This is a genomic window from Prevotella sp. oral taxon 299 str. F0039 (assembly GCF_000163055.2).
Classification (GTDB): domain Bacteria; phylum Bacteroidota; class Bacteroidia; order Bacteroidales; family Bacteroidaceae; genus Prevotella.
Genome location: NC_022124.1, coordinates 470,222 through 485,062, shown reverse-complemented (window position 1 = coordinate 485,062; position 14,841 = coordinate 470,222). Strand labels below are relative to the sequence as shown.

Genomic DNA, 14,841 nt, shown 5'->3' with positions numbered 1-14,841 from the left:
TATTAGCTTATAATAGAATATTAGAGTGAATTCACGAAGTCATCAAAAATAAATTCAGTATCAACAGGACCTGAACATGCTTCGGGGTGAAACTGAGAAGAAAACCAAGGATTGTGCTTATGACGAATACCTTCGTTTGAACCATCATTCATATTAATAAATAGTTCTTCCCAATCGCTTCCTAATGTCTTTGAATCTACTGCATAACCATGGTTTTGACTGGTGATGAAACACTTATCTGTGCCTACCATTCTAACAGGTTGATTGTGCGAACGATGTCCATATTTCAATTTATAAATAGTAGCTCCACCTGCCTTTGCCAACAATTGATTACCCATACAGATACCACATATTGGTTTGCTTGTTTTGCTCATGAAACGCTTTAAAATGTCAACTGTTTTCTCACATGTATCTGGATCACCAGGACCATTAGCCAAGAATAAACCATCGAATTGCATATTTGTATAGTCATAATCCCATGGAACTCTTATAACTTCTACACCTCTATTAATTAAGCAACGAATAATATTGGCCTTAACTCCACAATCTACCAAGACAACTTTTTTACTTGCACCAACATTGTAACGTATTACTTCCTTACAACTAACACGATCTACAAAGTTAACTCCTTCATAATCTGCTTCTGGAATATTAGTGGGTTCATCGTCAAAGATAATCTTTCCCATCATCACTCCATGACTTCTCAATACTTTTGTCAACTCTCTTGTGTCAATTCCTGTTATCCCTGGAACCTTTTCTCTTTGCAACCAAGTAGCTAAACTCTCTTTAGCATTCCAATGAGAATACTCTTCGCAATAATCAGAAACAATTATTGCAGATGCATGAATCTTGTCACTTTCCATGAAAGTAGGCAAGCCATTCTCTTCAAAAGTAAACGATGGAACACCATAGTTGCCAACTAATGGATATGTAAGAACCATTAATTGACCTGCATAAGAAGGGTCGGTAAGACTTTCAGGATATCCCATCATTGCAGTGTTAAATACTACCTCACCTGCAATAGGCGCTTCATAGCCAAAACTCTTACCATGAAATTGAGTTCCATCACTCAACAATAACGTCACATTTTTCATTACTTTCTATGATTCTTTGTTGTTATTTGTCTTATACTTATTATTTACAAAATTTACAAAAGCTTGATTACAAAGCTTTGTACCACCAGGAGTTGGATAATAACCTGTGAAATACCAATCTCCTTTATGATTAGGAATTGCAGCACGAAGTCCTTCAATAGATTGGAAGACGATATCTATTGGAGTGGTAACTCCTTCTGGACGAAGCATTTCCACGATCTTATCATTTATTTCTTCAACAGTAAATGGCTCGTAAATAGCACGCACACAATTCTGCATTTCCTCTTTACTCTTGCTTAATTCATTTACACAATCGTTGTAAACGGTTTCTATCAAGTCGGTCATTCCACGTTCTTCCAACAACTCTATGGTTGCTTGGAATACGCAAAACTCCTCTAATCGAGGCATGTCTATACCATAATAGTCTGGATAACGAATTTGAGGTGCACTACTTACTATAACGATTTTCTTTGGATGCAAACGGTCTAATATTCGGAAAATACTTTTTTTTAGGGTTGTACCTCGAACGATACTATCGTCTATAACCACAAGATTGTCTTCGTAAGCATCTATACTTCCATAGGTAATGTCGTAGACGTGCGAAGCCAAATCATTACGAGAATTACCCTCTGCAATAAAGGTTCTAAGCTTAATGTCTTTGATTGCAACCTTCTCACTACGTACATAATTATGAATAATATCACGCAATTCTTCGTGAGTTGGCTTGTGATCTAAAGCTTCTATCTGCTTGATTTTCTGTTCATCAACATAATACTTAAAACCATCTAACATTCCAAAGAAAGCCACTTCGGCAGTATTAGGAATGAAAGAGAATACTGTTTTTGCAACGTCATCATTGATAGCTTTCAAGATGGGCTTTGTTAATTGCTCCCCTAACTTCTTTCTTTCGTTATAAATATCTTTGTCTGAACCACGACTAAAGTATATTCTTTCAAATGAACATTTTGAATCTCCACGCTGTTCTAATATCCGTTTGATGGTACATTTACCATCTTTTTTCACCATAAGGGCTGTTCCTGGCTCTAACTCTTGAATGTCTTCCACAGACAAGTCGAATGTTGTTTGAAGCACTGGCCGTTCACTTGCCACTGCAACAATCTCATCATCCATATAGTAAAAGGCAGGACGTATTCCCCAAGGGTCACGCATCGTGAATGATTCTCCACTACCTGTTAAGCCACAAACGACGTATCCTCCGTCAAATTTGTCCATCGATGTCTTGAGAACATTACTAATTTTAATGTTGTCTTCGATGTAAGACGTAATTTCTTTGTTTTCCATTTCCATTGCTTTAGCAGCGATGAAATTACGTTCTACTTCACGATCTAATCGATGTCCAAGTAGTTCTAGCATGATATAGCTATCACTATAGATGCGTGGGAATTGTCCTTGCTGAGTTAAATATTCAAACACGTCATCAATGTTCGTCATATTGAAATTACCACAAAGACATAGATTTTTAGCTCTCCAATTATTTCTTCTCATAAATGGATGAACATACTTCAAACCTTTTTTTCCTGTTGTTGAATAACGCAAATGTCCCATATACATTTCTCCAGCAAAGGGAAGATGTTCTTTTGCATATACAGCATCAGACAATAAATTATTATCTGCGTTAGTAAAGTTTGAATGAACATTTGCGAAAATTTCTGTAATAGCATTAGAGCCTTCTGCTCTTTCTCTAAACATATATTCGGTTCCAGGCTCACCATCTAGCTTAACACAAGCCAAACCTGCCCCCTCTTGTCCACGATTATGTTGCTTTTCCATCAGCAAGTATAGTTTATTTAAGCCATACATCCATGTTCCGTACTTTTGCTGATAATACTCCAAAGGCTTTAAGAGTCGCACCATAGCGATTCCACATTCGTGTTTTAGTTGCTCCATATTAAAATATATGCATTAATTTTATATAAACTAATTTACAAGAGAATACGATCATTACATTATAAATAAAAAGCCAAGAAGTAACAAACCTCTTAGCTCTATTGTTTATTTTCTCAATACACTTATTACCAAAGTAGCCAAAGATGAAACCAAACCAACTACAGAGAAAATCATCGTGGTTGATGTTCCAACATCAGAATTCTTTGCTTTCACCTTATTAGGCTCGACATAGATAACGTCATTTTGTTGCAGATAGTAATAAGGAGAATTAATAATATTGGCATCATTAAGATTTAATCGATGAATACTTTTTTGTCCTACTTGATTTTCACGGATAAGCATTACATTATTTCTTACACCATAAATAGTTAAGTCACCAGCCTGAGCAAGAGCCTCTAAGATACTCATTTTCTCAGAGCTAACAGGAATTACCCCAGGGCGACCTACTTCACCAAGCACCGTTACACGATAACTTGACATACGAACAGTTACAAGTGGACGTTCTGTTTTTGCTAAGTAAGGAGCAATTCTTTCACGGATAGCCTCTTGACACAATGTCTTTGTTAAGCCTTCTACATGTATTTTTCCTACTAAGGGGAATTCTATATCACCATTATTATCAACTAAATAACCTTGAGCAGATGCAGTATTAGAGTTTCCTTGAGCTGCTATTGAAGTACTTCCACCATTAAACGGAGCAGATGCATCTGCATTTAAAGTAGAAACAGTTATTGTCAATAAATCTTTAGGCATTATCTTTGCATCATACAATCCACGAGAAGGTGTAAGATCTACTATGTCAGCGTTCTTCATATAAGGAACATCCTTAGTACTAACACAACTACTAATAATGGTTAAGACCATAAAACATACAATGATTGGGGTAAAAAGCTTTTTCATTGATTATGAGAATCTAATTATTTATCTTTGTTACAAAATTAGGAATAGTTATTTAATATAACAAATATTTCATTTATATTTTATTTACTTTAGTAAACTTTTAACGAAGGATCGCCTACATATTTAAATACAAACTGACTTTTTAAACAAGACCTTAGTTATAATTTTACAGAAGAAATATCTACAAAATTATTCACAATAGCATAAATAGTTAAACCTGCGGGAGAATGTATTTGAAGTTTACGAGCTATATTTCTACGATGAGTTATCACCGTATTTATTGAGATACAAAGATGTTCTGCAATTTCCTTGTTACTCATACCTTGAACCAAACTCACAATAACATCTCGTTCTCGTTCACTTAAATTATCTGCGGCTTCAGTTCCTCTATTTATCATATTTGAGATCTTGAACGATACATCATTCTGTTTCGACTTATGTTCTAATCTTCTTATTACAGGAATAAATATTTCATCTTCAACCAAAGCATGTTGCATTAACCAAGTTTCACAATTATAAATATCAAACAAAGCTGCCGATAACAAATTGTTACGCAATCCATCTGATGGTAGATACTTTATAATAATGCTTTTTAATTCTTTTAATTTATTGTCTATTTGTCCATGGTGTCTCGAATAAGTATCAATATCATACGAATCAGTAACCTTATTATTTATAAGATTATTGACATATGGAAATACATTTTTTTCTTCATATTTCATATGATTCCTAATACTATGCGAATATTCATCATATATCTTAAGTATCAAACGAGCTAGATTATCATTTACATCTAAAGCATCAACCAATTTTTTTCTTATAAAAGGCAGAGAAAAATCAAGAAAATAATCATGTGAAGCTTGTAAATATTGCAATAAAGTTGGGATTGACATTTTATCTGCATCATCATAATCCCGATAACCATTAATTGTAAAATTAACTATTGCCAAGAATGTATACGTGTCGACCTTTTGATCTTCACAAACTTCTTTTACGGTTTTATCTCCAAATCCTAGATTTATTCCAAAAGCTCCAAGACTTTGAAGAATACTATAATTATCTCTGATGATAGATATCATTTTATCATCTGATTCGTACATTTTTTGATTTTTCATTTTATCAATTTATGATGTATCTAGATGCAAAAATATTACTATTTTCCGATATTTCAATATTTTTTTCTGCTTATTTTTCTATTTATCATGAATTACCTCAATAAAAATTTCTCTTAATTTTCTTTCATAAGCTTGTGCGTAAGCCACACATCCGATGTCATTTGGATGCTTTACCTCAATCATTGCATCTTCTACGAATTTAATTTCATTACTAAATTGATAATAAAGTCCGCCTACTCCCTCTTTCTGCAATTGTTTTACTGTTTCATATAGAACCTTATTGGCTGCACGCATACGATCTTCTGCATGTGGATTAAACTCTATATCCATCTGTGGATAGCTCTCCGACACAAGGATGGGAGCTTTACTTTTACTGCGTAAACGAAGGATTACATAACGGAGACACCTTCCAATTTCTTCATCTGTTAAAGGATAGCTATTAGGAATTGGGTCTATAATAAAGCACCTAGCATCTATCTCACTCAAAGCATCAAACAAAGCAGACTCCATAAGGCACGATCCACTAAATCCCAAGTTTACGACATTATATCCCGTTAAACGTTTAAGCATATTAGTCCATGTAAGTCCTGGGCGAGAAGGAGATGCTCCTTGAACAATAGAAGACCCATAAATAACAACAGCCTTTTCTTTAGGTATAGGCAGAAAACGAAACATTGCATCTTTATCACTACCTATTTTCAAACTTGTCACAGTGTTATAAGGAGGCAAGAACAATTCGTAAGTTCCTTCTTTTGTTTCTAAATCTCTAAAAGTAAAACTAAGGGTATCTCCCCAATTCCATTGCATATGATTGCCAATCCAATGCGTTTTTTCCCTTTTACTGGTGGCATAAAGATCAATTCCTTCTTGATTTAGACGAGACATATTGGGCAATTGTTTTGCTTTTGCTATGGTATATTTTACTTGTAGATTACGTGAGTTGGTAAAAAACTTAATTGTTAGTCCTGCAGAGTTACTCGAAAGGTTCCAAATTTTATCAGGAACAGCTATTTTAAAGCATTCTGGCAGTCGTTTATAATTCCCTTTTAATTCCTCATTCCAACCTCTTCCAGTAATAACCGCATCTTTTTCGTTCAATGGGTCATGCCATACAAACGTCTATGATTTTGCTTGCATCGTAAACAATAAGGTGAAAATAAAAATAGCTTTCGCTTTTAACATTTCTTTGCTTTTATATTTTATTTTTAGAATACTATAGAGAAAAGGTTGTATAGTAACAAAGTATGTAAGCCCATATTTTTTACTACACTACTAAAACTCGATACTGTCGAGCATAAACATTGCTTTTAGTATGCAAAAGCAATGTAATTATACAACAAAAGTATTGCTATTGCAATGCAATAACAATACTTTTACAATGATATTATTTTATTCTTGCTAGACAGTTGATTTGTACTTGGAAAAGAAAAGAATAGACCTTTTATCCTACAACGATATCAACTAAACTTTAATATTAAAAATTCTTTCTACATTTTCATTTGTTTGTCGTGCTATTTCGTCTACAGAAACGCCATAGCTTTCGGCAAGTTTTTGAGCCACTTCAACCACAAATGCGCTTTCGTTGCGCTTTCCTCGATGCGGAACAGGAGCCATATAAGGACTATCTGTCTCTAAAACTATGCGATTAAGAGGCACTGCTTTAGGCAAAACTTCGGGCAAATGACTCTTCTTAAAAGTTAGAACCCCACCTATTCCTAAGCTAAAATTAGAGAACTGCAAAAAGCTTTCAGCCTCTAATTCATTACCAGTGAAACAGTGAAACACTCCTCCAGGAAGTTCTTTTGCATAGGGTTTCATTAGTTTTACCATTTCGTTTTGAGCCTTTCGGCAATGAATCATCAATGGAAGACCTGTCTCTATCGACCATTTTAGTTGTTCTTCGAAAGCTTCTAACTGCTCTTTTTCGAACTCACGAGACCAATAAAAGTCTAATCCCACCTCGCCTATTGCGATAAAATTAGACTCACTATTTAAGTAATATTTCATGTCTTTCAACACCTCTTTATAGTTCGCATCAACACCTTCAGGATGTAATCCAAGCATAGGATAAAGCACATTGGGATATTGTTTGCAAAGAGTTAAGATGCTTTGAATCGACGATTGGTCGATAGCAGGTAAGAACATACGACCTACCCCCGCCTCTTTTGCACGTTGAACCACCTGCTGAAGGTCATCAGAAAAGTCTTCTACATCTAAATGAGCGTGTGTATCTACTAATGAAATCATTCTTTTTATATTATATTCTTGTGCCATTCCACCTTTGAAAACAATATCAATAGGCTGTTTTCAGAGTGCAACTGCACCATTTTTCTTTTATTTATGGGAACAATAAGTAACAAGACGAAGGATAAAACTTAATAGTTTCTCTTCATCATTCGTGCCACATAATCTGTTAATTCTTTCTTTATTTCGTCGCTTAAAGGTACTGCCGCAAGATATTTTTTACTTTCTTTGAAATAGAAATTAATCTTTTCTTGCGCCAAAACATCAATACCTATAGCATTATACAATGCTGTTACTGCCTTTATCTTCTTTTGTTCATCTTTAACATTGGTGTTGGCAATCCACATTTCAAGCTCCTTTCGCTGTGTTTCATTTGCCCTGCTTAAAGCATTAATCAACATAAAAGTCTTCTTGTTCGATGCTATATCACCTCCAATAGCTTTACCAAATACTTTAGAATCGCCATAAACATCAAGATAATCATCTTGCAATTGGAACGCTAAACCTATCAATTCACCAAAACGATAGAGATTGTTTGCATCTTCAGAAGGCGCACCTGCCAAAATAGCACCAATCTTCATAGAACAAGCAAGCAACACACTTGTCTTTAAACGAATCATCTCTATATATTCGCTTTCTGCGACATCGTTACGCAATTCGAAGTCCATATCATACTGTTGTCCTTCTCCAATCTCCAAAGCTGTGATGGTAAACAGGTCTAATACCTCTTTAAGTTTGTCGACATTACATTCTGCAAGCAACTTATAAGCAAAAACCAACATCGAATCTCCCGATAGAATTGCGGTGTTTGCATTCCACTTTTTATGCACAGTTGGCTGACCTCTACGCAAGAGAGCGTTATCCATTAAATCGTCATGAAGCAGCGTATAATTGTGATAAGTTTCCAAAGCAGATGCAACTGGCAATATGCTTTGTGGGTCATTCTTATACAACTGATAGGTAAGCAACATCAACATAGGACGAATTCTCTTTCCTCCCATCGATAACGAGTATTTAATTGGTTCGTAAAGCGATGCTGGTTTTCGGTCGAAAACAATACTATCAATATATTGATTAAGTATTTGTAAAAGTTCGTTTGATGTAAACATGTTGATAATAAATTAGATTTGAAAAACTACAGGAATTGAAATTTTGGTCTGACATGGTTTTCCTTTCGCCATACCAGGTCGCCATTTAGGCATTGTTCGCATCACTCTCATCGCCTCATTATCGAGCAATGGATGTATATTCTTTTCTATTTTGAGTTCTGTTACACTTCCATCTGTATTGATAAGAAACGACACTAACACCTTTCCTTCTATCTTTGCTTGCTGCGCTTGTTTAGGATATTGAAGGTTTTTTGTTAGCCATTTCATAAAAGCAATAACGCCTCCGGGAAACTCAGGCAATTCTTCTAACAACTGCTTGTTAATCTCTTCATTATCATTAACAGGCTTTTCAACAATTGCTTTGTCGATCTTTGCATCAGGAATTTCAGCCTTTCCGTCTCCAACTAACAAGGTATTGTTTTCTAAAGGCGGTTTGGTGGTGTGCTCTACATGCCCGTTTACTAACTTAATATTATCGGTTATCAACTTTTTTGTAGTGGGTTTAGGAGGTGCAGGCACTGTTGGTGGAACTGGAGCAGGTATCAAATCGCTTTCTTTAGGTAGCTTTTTTAATACCTCTTTGTCTACATCATAGTCGTCATTGCTTGTTGGCGAATATTCAAGAACAGTATAAATACAAGAGAATATAAGAACTAATGCGAGTAAAAAATGTGTTACCCGTTCATTAGCTCTTGCTCTTTTGTCATTATTTGGTATTTTATTGACCATTCTATTCTTCACTTATAAAGTAGAGAAAAAGTATTCCACAAGATGCGGACTCAATGCAAAGGTAGTGCTATTTTTTTTATTAACTCGCTACAAAAACATAAAAAAGAGTAGTAAGTAAACTAAAATCAGTATCTTTGCATTTGGTTTTCAACCAATAACACACATCGAATAGAACCCTATGAGTAAATACATCATAACGTTTTTCCTTATATTTCAAATATTAAATGCTAGTGCACAAGAAAGCAAAACGGCATATAATTTCTTGCGATTGCCCGTTTCTGCTCATGCGGCAGCATTGGGCGGAGAGAATATTTCACTAATAGAAGACGACGAAGCGTTGATATTTCACAACCCTGCCCTATTGTCTTCGGTTAGTAATAAAACCATCAATGTAAACTATATGAATTACATGAAGGGCATTAATTCGTTGTCAGCAGCTTTCAATAAAACGATAAAAGAAAAGGCATCTGTGGCTTTTTCGGCTCAATATCTTAACTATGGAACGTTGCAACAGACCGATCCTTCGGGCAATATAACAGGTTCTTTCACTGCAAAAGATATTTCTGTTGCAGGTTATTTCTCATATATCTTAGCAAAAGACGTGGCTGGTGGAATCGCTGTTAAGTTCATTACCACCAACATTGGCAATTATAATTCGATTGCAATGGGTGTTGATTTGGGGTTAAACTATTATGAACCAGATTATGATTGGTCGGTTTCTATCGCCTTAAAGAATTTAGGCGGACAGCTAAAAGCTTTCGATGATGAATACGAAACGATGCCTCTAGATATACAATTAGGAGTAACTAAGCGCTTCACGAATACTCCTTTCAGAGCATCTCTAACACTTTTCGACCTCAATCATGGAAATTATAAATTCATCCAACATGTTAATGCTGGTTTAGATGTTATTCTAAGCGACAATATTTGGGTTGGAGCTGGCTACAACTTCAAGCGATCTAATCAAATGAAGCTATTCACTAACGACACAAGTTCAGCACATGGAGCAGGCTTATCGCTAGGTGCTGGTTTAATTCTAGAGCGTTTTAAGCTGAATCTTGCTTATGGAAAATACCACGTTTCGGGCTCTTCTCTATTGATAAACGTAGGATATAGCCTATAAAAAGCATGCAAATAAAACTATTACGAACAAAAATATAAAGCATAATAATATGAAAAAGATAACAATTGCCATCGATGGTTTGTCGTCATGTGGTAAGAGTACAATGGCTAAAGACCTTGCAAAAGAGGTGGGATATGTTTATGTTGACACTGGAGCAATGTATCGTTCGGTTACTTTATACGCTCTTCGTCATAGCCTTTTCAACTGCGATGGTTCTATCAAAATTGAGGAGTTAAGAGCAGAAATGCCCAACATCCATATTTCATTCATCATCAATGAAGAGACAGGACGCCCTGAAACCTATCTCAATAACGAGAATGTGGAAAAAGAGATACGCTCTTTAGAGGTATCAAACCATGTGAGTCCTATTGCCACTATCGACTTTGTTAGAACTACACTTGTGGCTCAACAACAGCAAATGGGCAAAGAAAAAGGCGTTGTTATGGACGGAAGAGACATTGGAACAGTGGTTTTTCCCGATGCAGAATTAAAGATTTACGTAACCGCTTCGGCCGCTGTTAGAGCGCAACGACGTTATAATGAGTTGCAACAAAAGGGCATGCCAGCTAATTATGACGACATTTTAAAGAACGTAGAGGAAAGAGATTACATTGATAGTCATCGTGAAGTGAGTCCTTTAAGAAAGGCTGCTGATGCTATAGAATTAGACAATAGTAACCTAACTATTGACGAACAAAAGCAATGGTTGATGTCGCTTTTCTACGAAAAGACCAAAACTTAAGATCTTCCATTGTACCTTATTATATAAAGCAACAGATAGCTATATATCATTAGTTGGTTTATTATAACCCAAAGACTAGTGCCTTGTAACCCTATTTGTGAGTTATGAGGCACTATTTTTTTTATGATCTTAAAAAGAGAAAAAATGGAATTATATAAAAGAATAAAAAAATGTAACAAAAAAAATATACCAAGAGCTTGTTTTTTGTACCTTTTTTAGTACTTTTGCATGCATTATTTAAAGTAATGCAATGAAACAATTAAAAGACCGAATACTTAGCGATGGACGTTGTTTCCCTGGCGGTATTCTTAAAGTAGACGGCTTTATTAACCATCAAATGGACCCTAATTTGATGAAATCCATTGCCGTGGAGTTTTCAAAACGTTTTAACTTAAAGGGAGTAAACAAAATTTTAACCGTAGAAGCATCGGGCATTGCGCCTGCAATTATGATGGGTTTCTTACTCGATTTACCTGTTGTATTTGCCAAAAAGAAAAAGCCTTCTACCATGTCGAACATGCTTTCAGCATCTGTTTTTTCTTTTACTAAACAGCGTTCATACGACATTTGCATTAGTAAAGAATATCTTCAGAAAGGTGATAACGTTGTTTTCATAGATGATTTCTTAGCCTATGGAAATGCAGCAAAAGGCATTATTGAACTTTGCGAGCAAGCTGGTGCTACCATAAAGGGCATGGGCTTTATTATAGAAAAATCATTCCAAGATGGTGGAGACTATCTTCGTAACCGAGGAATAGACGTTCAAAGTCTTGCAATAGTAGAATCTTTAGATAACTGTGAAATAAAACTCAAATAATGACAAACGAACAAACAACCCGAGAACTCATTTACGGTCTAAATGATAGACCGCCAGTTCGTGAGGCTCTTTTTGCTGCCTTACAACACCTTCTTGCCATTTTTGTGGCAATAGTTACGCCTCCTTTAATCATTGCAAGTGCCCTCAAACTTGATGTTTCCACAACCGGATTCCTCGTTTCGATGGCACTTTTTGTTTCAGGTATTTCAACATTCATTCAATGTAGACGCATTGGTGGAATTGGAACTGGACTTCTTTGTATTCAAGGAACGAGCTTTTCATTTATAGGCCCTATCATTTCTGCGGGCTTAGTAGGTGGACTTCCTGCCATATTTGGAGCCTGCATGGCTGCCTCTGTAGTGGAAATGGCAATCAGTCGCCTATTGAAATACACTAGAAAAATCATTACCCCACTTGTTTCTGGTATCGTTGTTACACTCATTGGTATGAGTTTAATAAAAGTAGGTATCAACGCTTGTGGTGGAGGTGTGCAAGCAATGCAAGACGGAACTTTTGGTTCTTTCGACAACTTAGGTCTTGCAGCCCTCGTACTTGTATCGATTATTATCTTCAACCGCAGCAATAACCGCTATTTAAGAATGAGTTCTATCGTTATAGGACTTATCTTTGGCTATGTGGCTGCATACTTCATGGGTAAGGTTCACTTTGATGCTGTTAGCTCTTATGGTGGTTTTAACCTTCCTATTCCTTTTAAATATGGTGTTAGCTTCCCTATTTCTTCAATCATTGCATTAGGTATTATCTACATGATTACTGCTATTGAAGCTTACGGAGACATCACAGCTAACTCGCTTATTTCAGGCGAACCAGTTGAAGGAGAAGTGTTTATGAAACGTGCTTCAGGTGGTATTCTTGCAGATGGTTTCAACTCTATGCTTGCAGGTGTATTCAACTCGTTCCCTAATTCAATATTCGCTCAAAACAACGGAATGATCCAATTAACTGGAGTTGCAAGCCGTTATGTAGGTTATTACATTGCTGCTTTCCTTGTTATCTTAGGTTTGTTCCCTGCAGTAGGTCTTATCTTCTCGATAATGCCAGACCCAGTGCTTGGTGGTGCTACTCTACTTATGTTCGGAACAGTGGCTTCTGCAGGTATAAGAATTATCGCTTCGCAAAAGATTGACAGAAAGGCTACACTCGTGTTAGCACTTAGTTTCTCTCTTGGATTAAGCGTTGAGATGGTTCCAGAGATACTAAATCAATTCCCAGATACTATCAAAAATATCTTCGCTTCTGGTATTACCACTGGTGGTTTAACTGCTATCATTGCTAATGCTGTTATCAGAATAAAGGAAGATACTAAAAACAAAGAGGCTTAATTATTGTCTCTTGCATTTTAAATAAGTACGCACTAAAAAGTATATGGTTACAAAAAGAATGTAACAGTTTTACTTTTTAGTGCGTTTCTTTATATACTCCAATAAGATAGTCTTGTAGTAAAGAAAGTGTATAAGCTCATATTTTTTTAGTACACTACCATTTTATCTCTTTCTGAGGTTTTCCTTTAGTTCTTCTGCAATGAAAGGCGAAGTGAATCCGTATTTGTTTTGAGCTACTTCTTCAGGAGTTCCGCTTGCAAGGACATAGCCTCCGTTGCGTCCTCCCTCTGGTCCCATATCAATAATGTGGTCTGCTAATTTGATTACGTCAAGGTTATGTTCTATAACAAGTACTGTATTTCCTTTGTCAACAAGTTTTTGTAGTACTTCCATCAATATTCGAATGTCTTCGAAATGCAAACCAGTAGTAGGTTCATCTAGTATAAATAATGTCTTTCCTGTATCTTTTTTGCTAAGCTCTGTTGCGAGTTTTACACGTTGGCTTTCACCTCCTGAAAGAGTTGTTGAAGGTTGACCTAATTTAATATAGCCCAATCCCACATCTTGAATAGTTTTAATTTTGTGTAGTATACTTGGTACATTCTCAAAGAATTCTACCGCTTGATTGATGGTCATATCAAGTACATCGGCAATACTTTTACCTTTATAGCGAACTGCAAGTGTTTCTCTATTATAGCGTTTACCATGACAAGCCTCACAAGGAACTAGTACATCAGGTAAGAAATTCATTTCTATTGTCTTATAACCATTTCCTCCACAGGTCTCACAGCTTCCTCCTTTTACATTAAAAGAGAATCTACCAGGTTTATAACCTCTTATCTTTGCTTCAAGAAGATTGACAAAAAGGGCTCTAATATCACTGAATACGCCTGTATAAGTAGTAGGATTACTGCGTGGTGTTTTGCCCAATGGGGATTGATCTACAGTGACAACCTTATCTACATTCTCAAGTCCTTCAATGCTTTTATAAGGCATTGGCTTTTTAAGAGAGTTATAGAAATGCTGTGATAAGATAGGTTGAAGGGTTTCATTGACAAGAGTAGACTTACCAGAAGCAGAGACTCCAGTGACCAAAATGAGCTTTCCTAATGGGAATTCTACATCTACATCTTTTAGATTATTACCGCTCGCACCATGTAAAATAATGTTTTTACCATTACCTTTTCTGCGTTTCGAGGAGATTTCAATATTGAGTTCTCCATTTAAATAGCCAGAAGTAATGGTGTTAAAACCATAAAACTCATCAACTCCTCGCTTATCTGGTGTAGATGAAGAACCTTCGTATCCGCCTGCCCATTTGCCAAACATTCCAGTATTATAACCATTGTCTTTCATTATTTCGGGCAAGATAATGTGGTCTGGATCATAAGGATGTTGTCCTACAACTGAAAAATCTTCATTTTCAAGATACTTTACTTTGGGAATGTTTTTCCAATACTCTTTATTGCCAAGAACCTCGCAATGGTCTGTGTGTTGACCTGTAATTAGCGACGCACGAGATGGTGCACTCACTGGACTTCCTGCGTATGCTTGAGTGAAACGCATTCCATTCTTTGCCAATTTATCAATATTGAGGGTCGAAATATAAGGTTGTCCATAGCAACCAAGGTCGCCATATCCCATATCATCACACATAATAAAGATGATGTTTGGTTTATTCTTTACTTTTGAATAGGCATTTGAGCCAATAAAGATA

Annotated in this window: 12 protein-coding genes and 2 pseudogenes; 4 read left to right on the top strand and 10 right to left on the bottom strand. The window is 35.9% G+C overall.

Annotated features, from left to right (window positions below; genetic code table 11):
* Positions 1 to 20 precede the first annotated feature (20 nt).
* The 8 genes from carA to HMPREF0669_RS01925 all read right to left on the bottom strand — a co-directional run bounded on the left by carA (position 21) and on the right by HMPREF0669_RS01925 (position 9,099).
* Positions 21 to 1,094, bottom strand: a complete 1,074-nt coding sequence (gene carA, locus HMPREF0669_RS01960) for a glutamine-hydrolyzing carbamoyl-phosphate synthase small subunit (protein WP_009228742.1) — start codon at positions 1,092 to 1,094, stop codon at positions 21 to 23.
* 6 nt (positions 1,095 to 1,100) lie between these two features.
* Positions 1,101 to 3,002 carry an amidophosphoribosyltransferase gene (locus HMPREF0669_RS01955; protein WP_009228743.1) on the bottom strand — a complete coding sequence of 634 codons (1,902 nt, stop codon included), beginning with the start codon at positions 3,000 to 3,002 and terminating at the stop codon, positions 1,101 to 1,103.
* A 105-nt stretch (positions 3,003 to 3,107) separates the two neighbouring features.
* Positions 3,108 to 3,902 carry a polysaccharide biosynthesis/export family protein gene (locus HMPREF0669_RS01950; protein WP_009228744.1) on the bottom strand — a complete coding sequence of 265 codons (795 nt, stop codon included), beginning with the start codon at positions 3,900 to 3,902 and terminating at the stop codon, positions 3,108 to 3,110.
* A gap of 158 nt (positions 3,903 to 4,060) precedes the next feature.
* Positions 4,061 to 5,017, bottom strand: coding sequence for a helix-turn-helix transcriptional regulator (locus HMPREF0669_RS01945; protein ID WP_009228745.1), 957 nt, complete (start codon positions 5,015 to 5,017; stop codon positions 4,061 to 4,063).
* 78 nt (positions 5,018 to 5,095) lie between these two features.
* The gene (locus tag HMPREF0669_RS01940) at positions 5,096 to 6,115 is read right to left on the bottom strand and encodes an SGNH/GDSL hydrolase family protein (RefSeq protein WP_009228746.1); all 1,020 of its coding nucleotides are present in this window, start codon (positions 6,113 to 6,115) and stop codon (positions 5,096 to 5,098) included.
* Positions 6,116 to 6,478: 363 nt separating this feature from the next.
* Complete coding sequence (locus tag HMPREF0669_RS01935; protein WP_009228747.1) at positions 6,479 to 7,264, bottom strand: TatD family hydrolase; 786 nt, start codon at positions 7,262 to 7,264, stop codon at positions 6,479 to 6,481.
* Between the two features lie 128 nt (positions 7,265 to 7,392).
* Entirely contained in the window at positions 7,393 to 8,370 is a 978-nt protein-coding gene (locus HMPREF0669_RS01930) for a polyprenyl synthetase family protein (protein WP_009228748.1), read from the bottom strand.
* A 12-nt stretch (positions 8,371 to 8,382) separates the two neighbouring features.
* Complete coding sequence (locus HMPREF0669_RS01925) at positions 8,383 to 9,099, bottom strand: energy transducer TonB (protein WP_009228749.1); 717 nt, start codon at positions 9,097 to 9,099, stop codon at positions 8,383 to 8,385.
* Positions 9,100 to 9,277: 178 nt separating this feature from the next.
* Here HMPREF0669_RS01925 and porQ point away from each other — a divergent pair, with 178 nt between their 5' ends.
* From porQ to HMPREF0669_RS01905, 4 genes are all read left to right on the top strand, one after another.
* A complete protein-coding gene (gene porQ / locus HMPREF0669_RS01920; protein WP_009228750.1) occupies positions 9,278 to 10,222 on the top strand; it encodes a type IX secretion system protein PorQ in 945 nt (314 codons plus the stop codon).
* 49 nt (positions 10,223 to 10,271) lie between these two features.
* On the top strand, positions 10,272 to 10,964 hold the full coding sequence (cmk, locus tag HMPREF0669_RS01915) for a (d)CMP kinase (RefSeq protein WP_009228751.1): 693 nt from the start codon (positions 10,272 to 10,274) through the stop codon (positions 10,962 to 10,964).
* A gap of 250 nt (positions 10,965 to 11,214) precedes the next feature.
* Complete coding sequence (gene xpt / locus HMPREF0669_RS01910; RefSeq protein ID WP_009228752.1) at positions 11,215 to 11,781, top strand: xanthine phosphoribosyltransferase; 567 nt, start codon at positions 11,215 to 11,217, stop codon at positions 11,779 to 11,781.
* Complete coding sequence (locus HMPREF0669_RS01905; RefSeq protein WP_009228753.1) at positions 11,781 to 13,124, top strand: nucleobase:cation symporter-2 family protein; 1,344 nt, start codon at positions 11,781 to 11,783, stop codon at positions 13,122 to 13,124. Before xpt ends, HMPREF0669_RS01905 begins: the two co-directional genes overlap by 1 nt.
* Before the next feature lie 162 nt (positions 13,125 to 13,286).
* Here the strand turns inward: HMPREF0669_RS01905 and HMPREF0669_RS01900 are convergent.
* Both HMPREF0669_RS01900 and HMPREF0669_RS10195 read right to left on the bottom strand, forming a co-directional pair.
* A pseudogene (locus HMPREF0669_RS01900) lies at positions 13,287 to 14,369 on the bottom strand (excinuclease ABC subunit A); the annotation flags it as partial.
* Positions 14,370 to 14,411: 42 nt separating this feature from the next.
* A pseudogene (locus HMPREF0669_RS10195) lies at positions 14,412 to 14,768 on the bottom strand (sulfatase-like hydrolase/transferase); the annotation flags it as partial.
* Positions 14,769 to 14,841: the final 73 nt, after the last annotated feature.